The 18,993-nt window shown below is 65.6% G+C and carries 13 protein-coding genes; 6 read left to right on the forward strand and 7 right to left on the reverse strand.

The annotated features are described in order from the left end of the window. Positions 1-18 precede the first annotated feature (18 nt). Both K0B96_RS00390 and K0B96_RS00395 read right to left on the reverse strand, forming a co-directional pair. Positions 19-537: an alpha/beta fold hydrolase gene (locus tag K0B96_RS00390; RefSeq protein WP_220162543.1), complete on the reverse strand. Its 519-nt coding sequence runs from the start codon at positions 535-537 to the stop codon at positions 19-21. A gap of 266 nt (positions 538-803) precedes the next feature. Further along, positions 804-1,811 (reverse strand): hypothetical protein, encoded by a 1,008-nt coding sequence (locus tag K0B96_RS00395; protein WP_220162545.1) that lies wholly within the window; start codon positions 1,809-1,811, stop codon positions 804-806. Positions 1,812-1,979: 168 nt separating this feature from the next. Between K0B96_RS00395 and moaA the strand changes: the two genes are divergently transcribed. Both moaA and K0B96_RS00405 read left to right on the forward strand, forming a co-directional pair. Then, positions 1,980-3,020: a GTP 3',8-cyclase MoaA gene (gene moaA, locus K0B96_RS00400; RefSeq protein ID WP_255558769.1), complete on the forward strand. Its 1,041-nt coding sequence runs from the start codon at positions 1,980-1,982 to the stop codon at positions 3,018-3,020. A 312-nt stretch (positions 3,021-3,332) separates the two neighbouring features. After that, on the forward strand, positions 3,333-5,207 hold the full coding sequence (locus tag K0B96_RS00405) for a glycoside hydrolase family 2 protein (RefSeq protein ID WP_220162547.1): 1,875 nt from the start codon (positions 3,333-3,335) through the stop codon (positions 5,205-5,207). Between the two features lie 127 nt (positions 5,208-5,334). Here the strand turns inward: K0B96_RS00405 and K0B96_RS00410 are convergent, their stop codons facing one another. The 3 genes from K0B96_RS00410 to K0B96_RS00420 form a co-directional block, all read right to left on the reverse strand. After that, positions 5,335-5,832, reverse strand: coding sequence for an REP-associated tyrosine transposase (locus tag K0B96_RS00410; protein WP_220162549.1), 498 nt, complete (start codon positions 5,830-5,832; stop codon positions 5,335-5,337). A gap of 97 nt (positions 5,833-5,929) precedes the next feature. Next, positions 5,930-7,126: a Gfo/Idh/MocA family protein gene (locus tag K0B96_RS00415; RefSeq protein ID WP_220162551.1), complete on the reverse strand. Its 1,197-nt coding sequence runs from the start codon at positions 7,124-7,126 to the stop codon at positions 5,930-5,932. Between the two features lie 157 nt (positions 7,127-7,283). Further along, positions 7,284-8,237: a helix-turn-helix domain-containing protein gene (locus K0B96_RS00420; RefSeq protein WP_220162553.1), complete on the reverse strand. Its 954-nt coding sequence runs from the start codon at positions 8,235-8,237 to the stop codon at positions 7,284-7,286. 72 nt (positions 8,238-8,309) lie between these two features. Between K0B96_RS00420 and K0B96_RS00425 the strand changes: the two genes are divergently transcribed. After that, complete coding sequence (locus K0B96_RS00425; RefSeq protein WP_220162555.1) at positions 8,310-9,224, forward strand: phytanoyl-CoA dioxygenase family protein; 915 nt, start codon at positions 8,310-8,312, stop codon at positions 9,222-9,224. A gap of 456 nt (positions 9,225-9,680) precedes the next feature. Then, the gene (locus tag K0B96_RS00430; RefSeq protein WP_220162557.1) at positions 9,681-13,229 is read left to right on the forward strand and encodes a pyruvate carboxylase; all 3,549 of its coding nucleotides are present in this window, start codon (positions 9,681-9,683) and stop codon (positions 13,227-13,229) included. Between the two features lie 183 nt (positions 13,230-13,412). On the opposite strand, the gene K0B96_RS00435 is transcribed toward K0B96_RS00430, so the two are convergent. Together K0B96_RS00435 and K0B96_RS00440 are read right to left on the reverse strand one after the other, a co-directional pair. After that, positions 13,413-14,054 carry a class I SAM-dependent methyltransferase gene (locus K0B96_RS00435; protein WP_220162559.1) on the reverse strand — a complete coding sequence of 214 codons (642 nt, stop codon included), beginning with the start codon at positions 14,052-14,054 and terminating at the stop codon, positions 13,413-13,415. A gap of 390 nt (positions 14,055-14,444) precedes the next feature. Then, positions 14,445-16,877, reverse strand: a complete 2,433-nt coding sequence (locus K0B96_RS00440; RefSeq protein ID WP_220162561.1) for a DUF3160 domain-containing protein — start codon at positions 16,875-16,877, stop codon at positions 14,445-14,447. A gap of 398 nt (positions 16,878-17,275) precedes the next feature. Here K0B96_RS00440 and K0B96_RS00445 point away from each other — a divergent pair, with 398 nt between their 5' ends. Both K0B96_RS00445 and K0B96_RS00450 read left to right on the forward strand, forming a co-directional pair. Next, a complete protein-coding gene (locus K0B96_RS00445; RefSeq protein ID WP_220162563.1) occupies positions 17,276-18,463 on the forward strand; it encodes a DUF2157 domain-containing protein in 1,188 nt (395 codons plus the stop codon). Then, entirely contained in the window at positions 18,460-18,972 is a 513-nt protein-coding gene (locus K0B96_RS00450) for a GDYXXLXY domain-containing protein (protein WP_220162565.1), read from the forward strand. Before K0B96_RS00445 ends, K0B96_RS00450 begins: the two co-directional genes overlap by 4 nt. Positions 18,973-18,993 lie beyond the last annotated feature (21 nt).

Raw genomic sequence — 18,993 nt, forward strand, 5'->3', positions numbered from 1 at the left:
TAAGCGTGCGTCGATAGGCTACGGGGCCCTGCGGCGGTCCAAAGCCGTTTTGATCGCTTGCAGGTAATTGGGGTGCCAGAGTTCGTGGTCTGCGTCAGGGACGACAGTGTAGGTTTGCTGGCGGTAAAAGTCGCGAACCGCTTCGGCGCGACGGTGCATCTGCTCGTCTTCGAGAGCGCCGACCAAAATGTCGGCTGACGTGTTCGCGTTGCCCGCGCGGTAGGAGATCATCCAGCGCTCGGGCTCGTCATCATCCTCGAGGAAAAACGGCGCGATCGAGCCGAGGATTAAATGCCGGGCGCGCAGCGCGCCCAGGTGCGCGTAGAGCGCGCCCAGCGAAAAGCCCATCACGACTTTGCCCTCTGTCTGCGCGTCGACCTGGGGAAATATTTCCGTCGAGCCGAAGGGCGGGTGCCCGCCGGCCATTTTGAGGTGCACAAATTCCGTCTCCCAGCCGGCGGCGTGCACGAAATCGACAAACGGTTGGAAGCGGCGCTCGGCGTCAGGCATCGGCGGGACAATCGTCAACAACGGCATGGGCCGAAGTTTGGCACGGGTGAAAAAACGTCAACCGGTGGCGTTGGTCGAGCGGGCATAACTTGGAGCGGGCGTTGCACCCGAGACGGGTGCCGTCCCCGGACCTGTGATCACCGGAGCCTGGATTTCGCACCCGGACTTCGGGCATGGCCGCAGAGTGCGCGGCAGATGCGAAACGCTTACGCGTTCCGCTAACGACAACGGAGCGCGCTTTCGAAACGCTCACGCGCTCCTCTAGTGGGGACAGAAAGCGGGTGTCGGCGCGTTTACTGCGCGTCGCGGAGGGCTTGGGCGAACTGGCGGGTGACGGCGGTGAGGAGCGCGAGGCTGTCGCGTTGATACACTTCGGGATTCGCGATCACCGCGTAGTGGCCGCTGTGTTTGCCGCTGGTCGCGGTCGTGGCGCTGCCCGAGAGGAGCGAGTCGAGCAGGGCGCTCATCTGCAGGCCGGTTTCATCGGAGGGGTTTTTCGCGAGCTCGCGCGACTCCTGTACGTAGTCGGCGCCGGCGGTGACGTCGGCTTTGAGTTTCAACATGCCGCCATTGGTTTTGGCCGGGGAAAACACCGTGAGGTCGGCGCTGTTGATATGGAGCACGTTCTTCCCTTTCACATGGGCGCCGAAGAAACTGTTGGAGGCTTCGAGGTCGGCGTATTGCACTTTGAAGCGGACGAACACGAGCGCTTCGCCGCGTTCGCGCGCGATGTGGATCAGCGGGGATGTCTCGCTCAAGGCGGCGGTGGCGCCGGCGCCGAAGAGGGCGCGCTGGCCGGCGGTGAACCAGCGGTTTTTCGTGCCGTTGCCGGCAAAGCCGGACATGAAGTTGTCCTTCACTTCGACGCCGGTCGGGGCGTCCTTGGTGATGCCGGCGTAACGCGCGTCGGTGTCGACCGTATCGTGCGGCAACACTTCGAAGCCGTTGGCGGTGAGTTCGCGTTCGACGATCGCCTGCATCTGATCGGCAATTTGCTGGAGGACCTTTTCGTCGATCAACAAATGCGATTCGAGGTGGGAGGACTTGAGGCTGTCGCGGGTCTTCTTCGTGACCGAAGCTTGCGCGGACGATTCGAAGGCGACGGCGACGAGGGGCACGATGACTTTGTTCACGCCTTTGAGGTAGCTGCCCTGGCCCATGTTCGGAGAGGCGACGTGGCCGGGGATTTCGCCGCGGTCGTCGAGCGGGATGGTTTTCAGATCACCGATCAGATGTTTGCGGGCGTGCGCGAGCGGCGCGGCGATCAGCGCCAACGCGAGGGGGAGAACGAGGAGTCGCATAGTGGCACGAGTAACGGCGAAGGGCGGTCGCAAAACAACGGCGCGAGGTGAATCGGCGCTACGTGTTCCTACGTAAGCAGGCGCCGCCGGTCCGCGCGGGCCGGGCGCGGAGGCGCACCGCGTGGAAGACTGGCAAAGCGCGGCGCTCTGTGTCCTCTGTGTAAGCCTGTGACTTCGGAGCCGAACTCTTTTCCCCCGGATGTGCGCGACCGGCTGCACCGGCCGCTGCGCGATCTGCGCATTTCGGTGACGGACCGGTGCAACTTTCGCTGTCCGTATTGCATGCCGAAGGAAGTGTTTGGCGCGGGTCATGCGTTTTTGAAGGATCCGCAGTTGATGAGCCTCGGAGAACTGGTGCGCATCGCGGGAGCGTTTCGTGCGCTGGGCGTGGAGAAGGTGCGGCTGACGGGCGGCGAGCCGTTGTTGCGGGCGGATGTGCCGGATCTCGTGCGGGCGTTGAAGCAGGAGTTGGGCTTACCGGATGTGGCGCTGACAACGAATGGCTGGATGCTCGAGAAGCGGGCGGCGGCGCTGAAGGCGGCGGGCTTGGATCGTGTCAATGTGTCGGTCGATTCACTCGACGAGGCGCGGGCGGGGCAGTTGAACGGTCTCGGATTCAACGTGGCGCGAGTGTTGCGCGGGGTCGATGCGGCGGCGGCGGCGGGGCTGCCGGTGAAGATCAACACGGTGGTGCAGCGGGGCGTGAACGACGGGGAAGTGCTGGCGCTCTGCGAATATTTCCGGGCGCGCGGACACACGGTGCGGTTCATCGAGTTTATGGATGTGGGCAACACGAACCACTGGTCGGCGGAGCGCGTGGTGCCGGCGCGCGAATTGGTGGCGCGCATCGCGGCGCAGTGGCCCCTGGAGCCGGTCGGGCCGGCGTATCGGGGTGAGGTGGCGGCGCGTTATCGCTACGTCGACGGCGCGGGCGAAATCGGCGTGATCAGTTCGGTGACGGAGCCGTTTTGCCGGGATTGCCACCGCGCGCGGTTATCGGCGGACGGGAAGCTTTATACCTGTCTCTTCACTTCGCTGGGACACGATGTGCTCGGGCGGCTGCGCGGCGGCGCGAGCGATGGCGAGATGGCGGAGTATCTGGCGGGCATCTGGGGCGCGCGGACGGATCGCTATAGCGATGAACGCGCGGAACTGCTCGCTGCAGGCCAGACGCGGCCGAAGGTGGAGATGAGTTATATCGGCGGGTGAAGCCGTGGGGCGGCGGGCGCGGACCCGGCCGAAGAATGCGGGGTGAGGGCACCCCACCCACAGGAGGAAGGAGCGTGGCGAACGCAGAACGTCTTTCGATGAGGGCGACAGCGCGTGGTGAAAGAGAACGCGGGGCGGGAGGTGTGGGCGCCTCGCCGACAGCCGACAAGGCGCGGTGGGTGGCCTGTGACGTTGCCGTCGGCTTCGCGACACGCGCGGTGCCCTTGGTCGGAGGAATTTTCGTTGCGGCGGGTCGACGGCGCGGCGAAGTGGGCGGGGACATTATTTGGTCACGTTTCCTCTTTTTCTCCCATGGCCACGCGTTCTCTTCCCCGCCCCGAATATCCACGTCCGCAGTTCGTGCGGCGCGACTGGCTCTGCCTCAATGGCACGTGGCAGTTTGAGATCGACCAGGGCGACAGTGGCCTCGATCGCGGGTTGCGCGAGGGGCCGCTGAAGAGCCGCATCGTGGTGCCGTTTTGCCCGGAGTCGAAGTTGTCGGGCGTGGAGAACACCGATTATCTCAACGCCGTCTGGTATCGTCGGGAGTTTACCGTGCCGCGCGGGTGGGCGGACCGGCGCGTGCTGCTACACTTTCAGGCGAGCGACTACGACACGTTTGTGTGGGTGAACGGGCACGAGGTGGGGCGGCACCGCGGCGGCATGACGCCGTTTGCATGCGACATCACGGACGCGGCGCCGGCAGGCCGAAAGGCCATCGTCGTGGTGCGGGCGCGCGACAACGCACGCGAATCGATGCCCTCGGGCAAGCAGTCATGGGTGCACGGCAACACGGGTTGCCACTACACGCGCACGACCGGAATCTGGCAGACGGTGTGGCTCGAGCCGGTGCCGCGGCGCGCGGCGTTGCAACGACCCAAGATCACGCCGGATCTGGCGAACGGGCGCTTCGTGATCGAGCAACCGGTGAGCGGCGCGCAGGCGGGCCTCGTGTTGCGGGCGCGGTTGAGCGATGCGGCGGCCTTGGTGAGCGAGGCGACATGCCGCTGCGGCGAAGGATTTTATCCGCGGCTGGATCTTCCGGTGCCGGCGGCGCGGCGGCGGCTTTGGTCGCCGGAGGATCCGTTTCTCTACGACGTCGCGCTCGAGTTGGTGGACGAAGCGAGCGGCGAGATCGTCGATGCGGCGCAGAGCTACGCGGGGTTGCGCAGTGTGTCGATTGATGGCTACGCGGTGAAGCTCAACGGCCGCGCGGTGTTTCAACGGCTCGTGCTCGACCAAGGGTATTACCCGGACGGCATTCTCACGGCGCCGAGCGATCGGGCGCTGGTGCGCGACATCGAGCTCGCCCTCGCCGCGGGATTCAATGGCGCGCGGTTGCACCAGAAAGTGTTCGAGGAGCGGTTTCTTTATCACGCGGACCGGCTCGGTTATCTGGTGTGGGGCGAGTTCAGCGACTGGGGACTGGGCGGCTCCGAGCCGGTGCGCGGGTGGCAGCAGCAGAGCGACGGCACGGTGGTGCGCGGCGGCAACCACAACGGCCAGGAGGCGCCGGTCTCGATCGTGGCGCAGTGGCTCGAGGCGGTGCAGCGCGATTTCAACCATCCGAGCCTCATCGGGTGGTGTCCGCTCAACGAGACATCGCGCCGGCCCGATGAACGCATCACGCATCACGACGACATCATGCGCGGGCTCTTTCTCGCGACGAAGCTGGCCGACAACACGCGGCCGGTGCTCGATACCTCCGGCTACTCGCACACGGTCGCCGAAACCGACATCTACGATTCGCACGATTACGACCAAAACCCGGACACGTTTCGCGCCCGGCATGAGGCGTTGCTGCGCGACGAGCCCTATGTGGCGGACAACATCTGGACGAAATCGCCGGCGGCGTGGCCGCGGGGCACGCCGTATTTCGTGAGTGAGTTTGGCGGCATCTGGTGGAATCCGCGGGCGCGCCCGGGCGATCCCTCGTGGGGCTATGGCGACCGGCCGAAAACCCTGGAGGCGTTTTATACGCGCTTCGAGGGGTTGTGCGCGGCGCTGCTCGAGAACCCGCGGATGCTGGGCTATTGCTACACGCAGTTGACGGACGTTTATCAGGAGCAGAACGGCATCTACTTTTTCGATCGCAAAAAGAAATACGACCTAGGGCGGGTGCGTGCCGCGCAACAACGGATCGCCGCGGTGGAGCGCGCGCCGGGCGGGGCGGTGAAAGGAAGATGATGCGGGGTGAGGACACCCCGCCGACAAAAGAGCAAGGCGGGCGTGTCGGTTGCGCGGGAGACTGATAAGTGCGCCCAAGAGGTGCCGGGAAAAGTGTGGGCGGGGTGCCCTCACCCCGCGGATCGGGCTAACGGAAAGCGAGCCGATGAACCTCTCCCTGCCACGGCCAGGTATCGGAATGAGGCACGAGTGCGGCACGCACGGGATTCGCGCGAACGTAGTCCCATTTGGCGGTGTAGGATTCGGCCGAGCGCAGGAGGTGGTCGAAGGTGTCCGGCTGCCAAAGCGGCGGGGGAAAGCCCAAGTGAACGGCAAGCTGACGCGACGAAACGGATTTCCACATTTTCAGCCACGCTTCTCGGAGACGCGCGCCGTGAGTGGCCGGCTGGGCAAAAAGGTGGACGTGATCGGGCATGAGCATGAATCGTCCGACAAACCAGCCGTCACGTTCGGCTGAGGTCGTCCAAAGATTGAGCAGGACGCCGAAGGCTTCGGCGTTGGCGAGCAGCGGACGACGGTTGGCCGTGCAAGCGGTGAAAAAGTAAAGAGGCGGATGCGCGAGCGGGGTGACGTGGGGCAGGCGCATGACTGAGAGCGGATGGGCAAGGATGCGGGGTGAGGGCACCCCGCCTACAAAAAAGGAGGGCGGGCGTTAGGTTTGCGCAGCGAGCAGCGGTGCACCCCGCCGACAAAAGAGCAAGGCGGGCGCAGGCGGGATGTCGTTAGGGTTGCGCGGCGAACCAGCGTTGGGCGGCGGGGGTGGGGGCAGGGATTTTTTTCGGCAGGCCGCCGTGGCGGAGCGAGTCCGTGGCGGCGCAGCCGGCGGCGACGGATTCGCGCGCGGCGAGCGGTGAGGTGTCCGTCGCGCCGCCGTCGCGGGCGAAGCGGACGAATTCATCGATGAGTTTCGGATCGGCGCCGCCATGCGTGCCGCGCGCGACGGGGATGCGGTGCGTGGCGTCGGCGCGCGCGGGGTAGCCTTGGTGGCGTTGCGTCCACACGCGGACTTCGGTGCCCCGTTCGCCGTTGCCGAAATTTTCCAGGCGGCCGGCGGTGCCGATCACCGTGTAGTTGCGCCAGTAATCCGGCGTGAACATGCACTGCGCGTAGGTGGCGAACACGCCGTTTTCGAGGCGCATCTGCATGGTGCTGATGTCTTCGACGTCGATGTGCGCGTTGAGCCGGCGGTTTTTGGTCGGGGGGAAACGCGTGTAGTCGATGTCGGCCTGCGTGAGGCGGCGCGGGCCGCGAGTCGCGGGGAGGCGGCCCGGGAGATCCGCGGCGAGGGTGAGGCCACCGAGGGCGTTGACGAGCCGGCTGTAGCCGCCGCAGAGCCAGTGGATGATGTCGATATCGTGCGCGGCTTTTTGGAGGAGGAGGCCGTTGACGTAAAGGCGCTCGGCGTGCCAGTCGCGGTAGTAGAAGTCGATGCCGTGGCCGACGAAGTGGCGCACCCAGCAGGCTTTCACTTCGCCGATCGCGCCGTCGTCGATGAGCGCCTTCATTTTGCGCACGAAGGGCATGTGCCGCATGTTGTGGCCGACGTAGAGGCGGGCGCGGTGTTGTTGCGCGGCGCGGAGGATGCGGTCGCAGCCGGCGAGGGTGAGCGCCATGGGCTTTTCGAGAAAGACAGCGAGCCCGCGGGCGAGCGCGGCGAGGGCGTGCTCTTCGTGCAGGAAGTCGGGCGTGGCTATGATGACGGCGTCGAGGTCGCGGCCGAGAAGGTCGCGGTAATCGGAGGTCGTGAAAATATCCGCGCCGAAGTCGGTGCGGTTTTGCGCGAGCGCGGCGGGGTTGGAATCGCAGCAGGCGACGACGCGCGCGCCGCGACCGGGGCGATGCGCGAGGCGGCCGAGATGGCCGCCGCGGCCGCCGGAGCCGATCTGGCCAATGAGAAGGTCGTCGGAAGTTTTCTTCATGATGAGGCGAGGGAAGCGGGTATGGTTGGCACCGTGGCAGACGCGGCGAGCGGAAAGGGCGGCGGCGAGGGCGTTGGCGTTGGGGGCGAAGGGGGACGGGCGGGCATGGTGACGAACGGCCGGGCGGCGGAGCGCAGGGCCCGCCGAAGAACAACGTTTACGCGGCGGTGGGGCGGTGGCGGCGGCGGTAGTCGAGGGGTTTGAGGCCGCGGGAGCGCGCGGCGAAGGCGGCGTAAAACGGCGCGGCGGAGGAGAAACCACTCTCCATCGCGATATCGAGGACCTTGAGATCGCTGGTGATGAGGAGACGTTGTGCGTGCGAGATGCGGAGTTGGGTGAGATATTCCCAGACGCTGACGCGGCAGTGCTTTTTGAAGACGCGCATCAGGTATTTCGGGTGGAGTCCAACCGCCTCGGCGATGGTGGGGACCGCGAGAGGCTCGCGGTAATGTTCGGCCATGAATTGCGTGATCCGTTCGATTTGGCCGCTGCCGGCGGCGTCGGCGCCGGGGAGGTGGCGGCGGCCGCGGCGGGTGGGTTGTTCGAGCGCGAGCCGGTGCAGGCGGGCCTCGAGTTCGAGCAGGAGCACGCGGCGGCGCGCGGGGGTGCCGCTGTCGAAGTCGCCGACCCAGCGCTCGAGCTGGGCGCGTTCGCCGGCGGCGGGTTGGCCAAGGATGATCTGGCCGCTGAGCAGGCGATGCGCGAAATCGCCGGGCAGATTCCATTGCAAGAACCACGGCAACGGGAGCGTGATCCACACGCCTTCCCCGATGATGCCGGGCGGCACGGTCTGGTGCGGCACGCCCGCCCAGAGCACGGCAAAACGGTTCGCCGGAATCGTCGCCACGGCGCCGCTGTGAAAGTAGGTGACGGTGCCGTCGTCGAAGAGAAAGTTGATCTCCACGTCGGGGTGGGTGTGGGGCAAAGCCATGCGGCCGGCGCCGTGCACGCGCCAGACGCGGAAACCGAGCGTTTTCTGATGGCGGGCAGGGGCGGAGCGAGCGGTGGTGCGGGTGGCGTCTGGTTTGCGCGCGACGGAGATGCGGGGTGAGGTCACCCCGCCCACAGGGGAAGAGGGCGAAGGAGAGCGGGAGGGAGACGGGCGGGGCATGGAGTAACTATTCGAGATAAAAAGCGGGTTTTACGGGAAGAGTTTTCGGAATAGGCACGTTATGGTCAACTCATGGCTGAGCTTCGTTATCATCCCCACAACACCCTGCCTCCGAAGATCGAACATCCGGAGGCGAAGATTCCCAGTGAACTCGACGAGTATCTTTTTGATCTCAACGGGTTCGTGATTCTCCGCGGCGCCTTGTCGCCGGAGGAAGTCGCGGACGCCAATGCCCGCATCGATCAGATACCGCGCTCGCTGCCGCGCGCGGGCTGGCATGGCTGGGTGCAGCGGGAGGATCATCCGGAGCACCGCGGCATCAGTTACCAGCAGGTTTACGAGCTGGGCGGCACGTTTGAGCGGATGATCGACCATCCGAGCTGGATCAATTACGTGCAGCGGTTTGTGGGCGGGCAGGACACGTTCGACTACCATCACGGGCCGCTGTTCATCGACGAGAATTTCTACACGATCCGCGGACCGGGCGAAGCGATTCCGTTGCACGCGGGTGGGCACGACAGCTGCAAGCGGATGAGTTTCCACTATCACAACGGACGGTTTCAGTGCTCACAGATCAACGTGCTGACGGCGTTCACGGATATCGGGCCGGGCGACGGGGCGACGATGGTCATTCCTGGGTCGCACAAATCGAACGTCATCCACCCGGAGTTTCTGAAGAAGCGCGACAAGAACGAATGGGGTGATGGCGGTGGCGGCTCGGTCGACGGCGTGGCCGGCGCGATCGAGGTGCACATGAAAGCGGGCGATGCGCTCGTGTTCGTGGATGCGACCTGCCACGGGTCGGCGAAGCGCGTGAACCCGGGCGAGCGCAAGATCAGCGTGTATCGCTACGGCTCCTCGTGGAACCGGACGCGCTGGGGCTATCACGCATCGCCCGAGTTGCTCGCGCGGCTCAACCCGTTTGCGCGGAAGCTCGTGCATCCGCAGGACTACGTGCGGCCGCCGGGGACACCCGCGCGCTGGTAAGGCGCGGCGCGCGCGTGAGGTTGGATTTTGCGAGGGCGGACCGAGAGTGGTCCGTCCTTTTTTGTCGGTGCGCAGGAAGGGGCCGATCGAGGGTCGAGCGACCGGCTGACCAGTCGGCGGCGCGCTCCGCGCGCGGCTCGGGCGTGGCGTCACTCGGCAAACCACCGCGCGCGGAACGCACGGTCCACTGGGCGACGGAGAGGGTCTGACAATCGCCCGCGATTGACGCGGATTTACGCGACTGGCGGGGCAGATGTGGCGAGCCGAGGCTGCGGCGCTCGGCCTGCGTGATCCGAAAACTCCCGGCGAGACGTCGAGAGTCGCACGCGCGAACGCGTGAGCTCCCCGGGCGACGGAGGCGACCCCGGCAGTTTCCCCCGAGTCTGCGCTGGAAATGCCGCAGTCTTCCGTTGCGTTCGTGAAGGTGAAACGTAGAACCCGCGTTTTCACCTGCGCATGTCTTCCGCTCCCCGCCCCGCCTCTGCTCCTTCCCTCCGGCCGATCAAGAAATTGATGGCCGCCAATCGCAGCGAAATCGCGGTGCGGATCTTTCGCGCCGGCACTGAACTGGGGCTGCGCACCGTCGCGGTTTTCGCGCAGGAAGACCGGTTGAGCATTCACCGCTACAAGGCGGACGAGGCCTACCAAGTCGGCATCGGCAAGGGGCCGGTCGCGGCGTATCTCGACATCGACAGCATCGTCGCGGTGGCGAAGGAAAAAGGCGTGGACGCGATCCACCCCGGTTATGGTTTTCTTTCGGAGAACGCGGACTTCGCGCGGGCGTGCGAAAAGGCGGGCGTGATTTTTGTGGGGCCGCGAGCGGAACTGCTGGAGATGATGGGCGACAAGACGGCGGCGCGCGCGGTGGCGAAGCGGGTGAAGGTGCCGGTCCTGCCGGGCACGGAGGAGCCGGTGAGCGATCGCGATGAGGCGATGAAGATCGCGAAGACGATCGGGTTTCCGCTCATCATCAAGGCGGCGTTTGGCGGTGGCGGGCGCGGGATGCGCGTGGTGCACAAGGCGGCGGATCTGGCGGCGCTGCTGGACGAGGCGCAGGGAGAAGCGGGGCGGGCGTTTGGGAATCCGGCGGTGTTTCTCGAAAAATACATTCCGCGGGCGAAGCACATCGAGGTGCAGATTCTGGGCGACCGGCATGGCAACGTGATTCACCTGCACGAGCGCGACTGCTCCGTGCAGCGGCGGCACCAGAAGGTCGTCGAAGTGGCGCCGAGTTTTGGTTTGCCGGAAAAGATCATCAGCGAGTTGTGCGAGGCGGCGGCGCGGCTGGCGCGGGAGATTCGTTACGACAACGCGGGCACGATCGAATTTCTCTACGACCTCGACCGCCACGAGTGGTTTTTCATCGAGATGAATCCGCGCATCCAGGTGGAGCACACGGTGACGGAAGTCATCACCGGGCTCGATCTGGTGCGGGCGCAGATCTTGATCGCGCAAGGCCACGCGTTGCACTCGCCGGAGGTCGGCATGCCGGCGCAGGACGCGGTGCCGCGCAACGGTTACGCGATCCAGTGCCGCATCACGACGGAGGATCCGGAAAACAAATTCGTGCCGGATTACGGGCGGATCCTGGCGTATCGTTCGCCGGGCGGTTTCGGACTGCGGCTCGATGGCGGGATGGGCTACGCGGGCGCGGTGATCACGCCGTTCTACGATTCGCTGCTGGTGAAGAGCATCACGAGCGCACCGAGCTACGAAATCGCGATCCGGCGGACGCTGCGGGTGTTGAGCGAGTTTCGGATTCGCGGAGTGAAGACGAACATCCCGTTTCTCGAAAATCTCGTCGCGCATCCGGCGTTTCGGACGGGCGAGACGACGACGACGCTGATCGATACGACGCCGGAGCTGTTCAAATTCAAGCCGCGGCGCGACCGTGCGACGAAGCTGTTGAACTTCCTCGGCCATGTGATCGTGAACGGCAACCCGCACGCGAAGGGTTATCGGCCGGAGAAGCCGTTGCTCGCGGCGGCGGCGCCGGCGGCGGGTCTGGGCGAACCGCCGCGCGGCACGCGGCAGCTCCTGCTCGAACTGGGGCCGAAGAAATTCGCCGAGTGGACGTTGAAGCAGAAGCGGCTGCTGATCACGGACACGACGTTTCGCGATGCGCATCAGTCGTTGATGGCGACGCGGGTGCGCAGCTACGACATGCTGGCGTGCGCGCCGGCGGTGGCGCACCACGCGGCGGGGCTCTTCTCGCTGGAAATGTGGGGCGGGGCGACGTTCGACACGGCGATGCGTTTCCTGCACGAGGATCCGTGGGACCGGTTGCGCGAGCTGCGCGCGAGCATCCCGAACATTTGCTTTCAGATGCTGTTTCGTGGGGCCAACGCGGTGGGCTACACGAATTATCCGGACAGCGTGGTGGCGGGATTCGTGAAGCACGCGGCGGCGAGCGGCATGGATATTTTCCGGATTTTCGATTCGTTGAACTATCTGCCGAATCTGCGCGTGGGCATGGAGGCGGTGCAGGACACGCACGCGGTGTGCGAGGCGGCGATCTGCTACACGGGCGACATTCTCGACGCGCGGCGGGACAAGTTCGGCCTGACGTATTACGTGAAGCTGGCGCAGGAGCTAGAGCGGATGGGCGCGCATTTTCTCGCGATCAAGGACATGGCGGGCCTGTGCCGGCCCTACGCGGCGCAGAAACTCGTGAAGACGTTGCGCGAAGAAGTGGGGCTGCCGATCCACTTTCATACGCACGACACGAGTGGGATCGCGTCGGCCTCGATTTTGCGCGCGAGCGATGCGGGCGTGAGTGTCGTCGATCTCGCGCTGGCGTCGATGAGCGGGAGCACGGCGCAGCCGAACTTGAACTCAATCGTCGCCGCGCTGCAGCACACGCCGCGCGACACGCAGCTCGAGCTCGAGCAGTTGAACGCGTTCTCCGATTACTGGGAGCACGTGCGCGGATTTTACCGGCCGTTCGACACGGCGCCGAAGACCGGGTCGGCGGAGGTTTACCTGCACGAGATGCCGGGCGGGCAATACACGAATCTCAAGGAGCAGGCGTCGGCGATGGGCATGGCGCATCGCTGGCCGGAGATCGCGCGGACCTACGCGGAAGTGAATCAGCTTTTCGGCGACATCGTAAAGGTGACGCCGTCGTCGAAGGTGGTGGGCGATCTGGCGTTGTTTCTGTTTTCGCGCGGCATCAAGCCGGCGGATGTGGTGAACCTCGAGCCGGGCGCGACGCCGTTTCCCGAGAGCGTGATCGATATGTTGTCGGGCGGACTCGGCTGGCCGGAAGGTGGCTGGCCGGAGCCGATGTGGCGCGCGATCCTGGGCGACGCGGCGTTCAAGGCGGCGAAGGCGAAATACGCGGCGGCGACGAAGGCGAAGAAAACCGGACGCCTGAGTGCGAGTGCGGCGGCGGCGAAAGCGGCGGTGGGCGCGGCGGAACTCGCGAAACTGCGCGCGGAACTCGCGGAGAAGCTGCGGCGCGAACCGACGGAGGATGAGTTGTATTCGCACCTGATGTATCCGTCGGTCTTCGCGGATTTCACGAAGCACCAGCGGGAGTTTGGCGACGTGAGCGTGCTGCCGACGCCGGCATTTTTCTACGGGTTGAAACCGGGCGAGGAAATTTCGGTGGAGATCGAGGAAGGCAAGGTGCTCATCATCCGCTTGGTGTCGGTCGGCCCGGCGGACAAGGACGGCCGGCGGACGCTGAGCTACGAGTTGAACGGCATCGGGCGGGAGGCGTTCATCACGGACAAGAGCGTGGCGCCGAAATCGAAGGCGCGGGCGAAGGCGGATCTGGCGGACGCGTTGCAAGTGGCGGCGCCGATTCCGGGATTGATCGTGGTGCTGTCGGCATCGGTCGGCGCGAAAGTCACGAAGGGCGACAAGCTCTTCATGATGGAGGCGATGAAGATGCAGACGACGGTTTACGCGCAGGCCGATGGCGTGATCGCGGAAGTGCACGCGGCGGTGGGCGACACGGTCGAGGCGAAGGATTTGATCGTGAAGCTGCGGGCGGGCTGAACGGGGGGCGCGGCTGCGTCGTCGCCGGGACGCCCAGTCAGCGCAACGCTGCGGAGCGCGGCACCGTCACCGCTGGTCAACCACGCAATGTGGGCGCAATGAAGTTTTCGCCGCGGCGAAACGCGAGCGCCGCTTCGGTTACGCGCGGCCAGTCGATGGCGGGGCGCGCGGCGGATTCCGTGGTTACGGAGAAGTCGCGGGGCGGCAGAGGAGGTAGAGCCACATGGGCGTGCCGTCGGGCTGGCGTTGGACGGCGCCGGAGAGCGCGTCGAGGCCGGCGGCGGCGATTTGGGCGCGCCACCACTCGACGGGTTTCACGGTGAGGTGCAGGGGCGCACCGATGACTTTCGGGCCGAACGAGTCGGGAAAGAGGGCGATGCCGAGAAACACACAGCGCGTCGCGGCGAGGCAGAGGTTGCGCAGCACGGCGGGCACCTTGTCCGTGGGAATGTGTTCCATGACATCGGTGCAGACGACGGCGTCGTTGGGCGTGGGGAGGGCGCAATCGTCCCAGAGGCAGCCGGTGGTGAGCAGCGCGGCTTCGCGGCCCGCGAACCAAGGGTCGAGACAGTTGCCGGCGATGTCGAACCCGCGGATGGAAAATTCGGCGGCGTGGCGCTCGAGGATGCGCTGCATGAATTTCCCGGAGCCGCAGCCGGCGTCGAGGATCGAGCGCACGCCGAGGGTGCGGAATTGGGCGGCGAGATGCAGTTTTTCCAACGCATGCAGGCCGGGCGAGAAGCGGCGGTAGTCGTCGTGCCGCCACATGAATTCGTATTTGGCGCGCTCGTGGTCGGACGCGGTTTCGGCGGGAAGAGAGAGCATGAGACGGGAAATGAAGCGGCGATGGAAGCGATGGAATCGGCGACGAAGGCGGGTCAGTCGAAGCATCGGCACACGCGGCCCGGAGCTTGAGCGCGATCGGCGTCCGGCGCGCGGAACATGGCGGAAGGAAGCCGCGGCGCGCGTTGGCGGGCGCGGGGATGGGACGGGGGCGCGGGGTGCATTTCCTCATTCGGCAGGCTGCGACCAAGCGCGGTGGAGGCGGCGAAATGAGGGTTAGATTGTCGGGATGCGTAACGAGAAATTGCAGCCTAATAGGTTGCAATTGTCTTGGGCGATGGGACGGACAGATGTGAGGGCGAGGTGGGCACGCAGGTGCCCACGTTTCGAATTGGTCAGGGCGCGCGGCCGCCCATGAGCCAACGACGCGGATTACGGTTCGCGGTAGGGTTCCAACCAAACTGCCCTCGGTGGGGGCGTGGGCCGGGCGAGTTTGGCGCGCCATTCTGCGTCGGTGAGGCGCGTGGTGGAGTGGTCTTCGTAGTAGGGGATCACGGCACCGGTGCAGAGGATGTCGCGACCGTGCCACGGATAGAGCACGTAGAGCGCAGCCGGACGGCCGAGGGCGGCGGCGAAGGATTCGTCGTGCGCCGAGTCGCGGGCATACTCGGCCCAGCGAGGGACATCGTCCTCAGGTTTATAGGCGTCGCCAAAGTAGCCCAACACATAAGCGAGAGTCGTCCCATAGGACTTGACGAATTGCGCTTCCTCCACGTTCCAGTTGCGTTGCCGGAGTTGTTTTTGAACGAGCGTCTCCAAGCGAGCGACGAGGTTTTGCAGCGCGGTCCACCGGGCGGAGAGCAGCATGAATTTCTTGTGACCCTCAAGCGGCGGGAGTGGTTTGGATTCGACGTCGGCAGCGGAGGCGCGGAGCCCGGAGGCGAGGCGGGCAATGAGCGCGAGCCGGCGGGAGGGAGAATCCGCCCGACCTAGTTCAGAGACCGATTCCAACAGCTCGTCGGGCAAAGTCTCGCTCCCAGGAAAGTCGAGGAAGGCGCCGTAGGACGCGGCTAACGCGTCTGGGGATGACCATTCCCGCCCGCCGGTTTCGCGACCGGCGCGAATTTCCAGGGCGACCGCTTCGAGCATGGTCGCCTGCCTGCGATAAGACGCCGCGAGGCTCGCGCTCGTGCGCTCCAGTCCACCGGCGTCGGTGAGTTGTTCGCGCGCGGATTGGAGGAAGACGCTGAACCGGCGAAAGAAAGTGGGGTTGGGCTCGATGAATCCCGCCGGCAGTGAATGGATGCCGAGCGTGCTGACCGCGATTTTGCTTTGCAGCGTAAAGGTGTGATGCATCTGAGCCCAGCCAGCGAGAACGGTCTGTGCGGATTTGGCGGACCAGGCTTCACCGCTCATGAACGGCGGCGCTTCCGGATCGGCGGGCGAGAACTGCGCGGCAAGAAGCCAAAGGTAGCTCTCGTAAAGCGAGCGGTCGGCACCGGACGGATCTGGATCGTCCAAATTCAATCGGGATTGCACGTCGGCGCGGAGCGTTTGTCCGAGTCGGTCGCCGTCGGCGGCAAGCTGGCGGGTCATCCAAGTCGAACCGAGCAGAGCTGGAATCTGGCGGCTGTCGGGAGATTGCTGGTGATCAAGCAGGCCTTGAAAGATGATGGTGTCGGGGAGCAGCGCAGCGACCAGGACGTGAAAAGGTGCGAGGGTCTCGTTGCGAGGGGAGGGAAGCTGGAGTGTATCACGCACACGGCTGCGGAGCGGCGGCAATTCGGTGCGGGCCCGGGCGAGCTGCTCGGCCCAGCCGCGGCCGGAAGGGACGGAGTCGAAATTCACCAGCGATCCGGCGTCGACGAGGGAGCGATCCTCCGGCGGGGCGATCAGATCGAGATAGTTTTCGAAAAAGCTGTGGCCGAAATTGGACTTCGTTCGCGCAGCGTAGCCGAGCAGCGCGATGGCGCCAAACTCCTGATCGCGCTGAACACGGAACGGCACCGATTGCAGCCACCGGACGGCGCGAAAGTAGTCGGCGAGCACAGGATCATCAGCGTAAAAACCGACCGGCTTCATACGGCGGTAGTCGAGGGCGACGAACTCTGGTTGCGTGGGCGCAAGCCAGGCGGGCAGTTGCACAGCTTCGGAGGCGCGAATGAGGGCGACCTCCGCGGAGATGTCAGCGCGCACGGCGGGATCGAAGCGATCCAGCGGCGTGCCCAGAATCACCAAGGCGGGACCGACGGCGCGTTGCGCGAAAGCCCACGCGGGAGCCAGATCGGCCGCTGGGAACGGTGACCGGCCAAGCAGGATCCGGACTTGGGCGAGGACGCGTTCCAATTCGCCGCGGAGTTGGTCGGCACGGCTGAGTTCGAGATCGCGAAACGTTTCCTCGAAAAGTCCGTGAAACGCATTCAAGAGCGAGTCACTGGTGATGAAGGTTGGGGTGCGCGGCGAAGTATAGAACTCGAACATCTGGCGGTGCTCGCTTCGACCAAGAAGCAGGCCGTGGGCGGCGAGGCGGTCTCGGCCCGGCGTGGTGAGGAACAAGCGCTTCGCGGCGACGATCTGCCATTCGTCTTGCGGCAGGGCTTCGGGAAGGGGTGCCTCCGCTTTGGGCGCCGTGGCAGCGCGTTCGCGAGCGCCGACAGCCACGGCGATGGCGTGCGATCGGCGTTGGTCGGGCGTCAGCGAGTCGTCCCACGCGCGCCAGTCGACGATCCAGCGGTCGAGTGCGGCGTCGCGCTCCGGGGCGGTGAGTTGAGCGATGTCGGGGAACCCCGGCTCGGACGGAATCGCGGGGGAGGCGGGAGCCGCCCGAGAAGAGGATAAAAATACGGCCAAGGATAAAAACAGCATGCAACGAGAGAGCGCGCAGGGCATGGCTTGACGACAGCGCCGGACGGCGGCCCACGCAAGACGGAGAGATGGCGTGCGCGAGCGGAAAGGGGGCGAACGTGCGTTGGCGGGCGCGGGCAATGGGGCGGCAGAATTTTGGGAGGAATTCTTTATTCTGCAGGCTGCAACCGGCCGAGGCGCACAGACTAAGTGTCACCTAATCGGTTACACTCTCCTTGGAACGAAAAACACGGGCGGGTGAAGGCGAGAGTCGGATGGGATCGGAGGTCCGCATGAGGGAGAGAGCGCTGGGACGGGGATGGAGCGGAGGGACGGCGGATGTCGGCGGGTCGGGAGCGAGGGGAGCGGCGCAAAAAGCCGGGCTTGCGAGCGTCGTCGCCGCGATTAGGAACGGTGGCATGTCGTTCGAAACGCGTTTGCGGAAGGAGACGCCGCGGTGGGTGGCGGCGGGCGTCGTGACGGCGGAACAGGCGCGACGGATCGAGGCGTGGCATGCTGGGAACGAGGGAGCGGCGGCGCGGCGGTTTCTGGGCGTGCTGACGATGCTGGGCGGGGTGTTGTGCGTCGTGGGACTCGCGTTGGTCATCAAGGCGAATTGGGAGCACGTGCATCGGTGGTGGAAGCTCGCAACGCTCGTGGTGCTGCTCGGCGCGGCGTATGGGTTTGGCTTTGGGTTAAAGGAGGGGCCGCGGCAAATGGGGCGCACGGGCGGGGCGTTATTGATGGCGGGGTGCGGGCTGTTTCTTCTCGGGATCGTGCTCGTGGGGCAGATTTATCATTTGAGCGGATTGGTCGGCGACGCGGTGGCGTTGTGGATCGCCGGGATTGCGGCGGTGCCTTTTCTCACGCGGACGCGGGGAACGTTTTTCGTGCTGCTGCTCGCGGTGGATGCGTGGGTGTGGAGCAGTGCGGTGGAGCCCGGCGGGCGGTTGACGGGGCTCGCGGGCTTGCAGGGAAGCGAGGAAATGGCGCTGTTGTTTTCGCTGCTGTGCCTGTCGCTGGCGTTGTATTGGAGCGCGGCGTGGTGGAGCGCGCGGTGGCGGTCGTTTGCGGCGATGCAGCGCGCGTGGGCGTTGATCGGCGTGGGTGCGACGGTTTACGCGGCGGGATTTTTTCATAACGAATGGGTCGTGCGGTCGTCGACGTTGCTGGCGGAGCCGGCGGCGGTGGGGGTGGGGCTGGTGCTGCTGGTAAGCGCGATGGCGGCGCGCGTGGATTTCGCAGGCTGGCGGAGGTTGTCGCCGTGGTTGCTGCTGGCGGCGGTGCCCGCGGCGATCGCGGTCGGGGGATTTTTCGGGGAGACGACGCGCGTGGTTTGCGCGTGGTTGAGCAGTGGGGCGTTGGTGCTGCTCGGGGTGTTCATGGCGCGGGCGGGATTGCAGGAGGAAAAGCCGTGGCTCGTGAATGCGGGCATTGGATTCATCGCGCTGACGATTCTGACGCGCTATTTCGATGTGTTTGCATCGATGCTGGACCAAGGGCTGATGTTTCTCGTGAGCGGCGTGGTGGTGCTGGGACTGGGCTGGGTGCTGGAGGGGCGACGGCGGGTGTTGTTGCGCGCGATCCGGCAGGGAGGTGAAGCATGACGCGCGCGCGGTGGCTGATCGTGGTAGTGGCGCTGCAAGCGGGCTATCTGCTCGCGTGGGCGGGTTATCACGAGTGGGCGCGGGCGACGGGACTGGTGGTGCGGCTGGAGACGGCGCCGGTGGATCCGCAGGACCTCATGCGGGGCGATTACCTGGTGCTGCGTTACAAAATCAGCGACGTGGCGGTGCCGTGGAGCGAGCCCGAGGAGGGGGCGAGAGCGGGGCGCGACATCTGGGTGACGTTGAAACCGAAGGAGGGATTTTACGTCGTGGACCGGGCGTCGTGGACCGCGCCGACGAGTGCGACGGCGGGAATCGTGGTGCATGGGCACGTGCGCGGACCGGCGGTGAAGCGCGAGATGCGCGTGGATTATGGGATCGAGAAATATTTTGTGCCGGAGGGCAAAGGAACGCCGCGGTTCAAAACGATGGTCGTCGAGGCGGTGGTGGATGCGGACGGCGGGATGGCGATCAAGCGCGTGCTGGTGGACGGGAAATCGTATCCGTAGAGCAGGGCGGGGCGCGGGGAG

The sequence above is a fragment of the Horticoccus luteus genome (assembly GCF_019464535.1).
Classification (GTDB): domain Bacteria; phylum Verrucomicrobiota; class Verrucomicrobiia; order Opitutales; family Opitutaceae; genus Horticoccus; species Horticoccus luteus.

What these genes read in the sequence shown, in the direction of transcription:
- K0B96_RS00405 (WP_220162547.1), top strand. Translation starts at nt 3,333, where the DNA reads ATGGCCACGCGTTCTCTTCCCCGCCCCGAATATCCACGTCCGCAGTTC.
- K0B96_RS00425 (WP_220162555.1), top strand. Translation starts at nt 8,310, where the DNA reads ATGGCTGAGCTTCGTTATCATCCCCACAACACCCTGCCTCCGAAGATC.
- K0B96_RS00420 (WP_220162553.1), bottom strand. Translation starts at nt 8,237, where the DNA reads ATGCCCCGCCCGTCTCCCTCCCGCTCTCCTTCGCCCTCTTCCCCTGTG.
- K0B96_RS00395 (WP_220162545.1), bottom strand. Translation starts at nt 1,811, where the DNA reads ATGCGACTCCTCGTTCTCCCCCTCGCGTTGGCGCTGATCGCCGCGCCG.
- K0B96_RS00430 (WP_220162557.1), top strand. Translation starts at nt 9,681, where the DNA reads ATGTCTTCCGCTCCCCGCCCCGCCTCTGCTCCTTCCCTCCGGCCGATC.
- K0B96_RS00435 (WP_220162559.1), bottom strand. Translation starts at nt 14,054, where the DNA reads ATGCTCTCTCTTCCCGCCGAAACCGCGTCCGACCACGAGCGCGCCAAA.
- K0B96_RS00450 (WP_220162565.1), top strand. Translation starts at nt 18,460, where the DNA reads ATGACGCGCGCGCGGTGGCTGATCGTGGTAGTGGCGCTGCAAGCGGGC.
- K0B96_RS00440 (WP_220162561.1), bottom strand. Translation starts at nt 16,877, where the DNA reads ATGCTGTTTTTATCCTTGGCCGTATTTTTATCCTCTTCTCGGGCGGCT.
- K0B96_RS00415 (WP_220162551.1), bottom strand. Translation starts at nt 7,126, where the DNA reads ATGAAGAAAACTTCCGACGACCTTCTCATTGGCCAGATCGGCTCCGGC.
- K0B96_RS00390 (WP_220162543.1), bottom strand. Translation starts at nt 537, where the DNA reads ATGCCGTTGTTGACGATTGTCCCGCCGATGCCTGACGCCGAGCGCCGC.
- K0B96_RS00445 (WP_220162563.1), top strand. Translation starts at nt 17,276, where the DNA reads ATGTCGTTCGAAACGCGTTTGCGGAAGGAGACGCCGCGGTGGGTGGCG.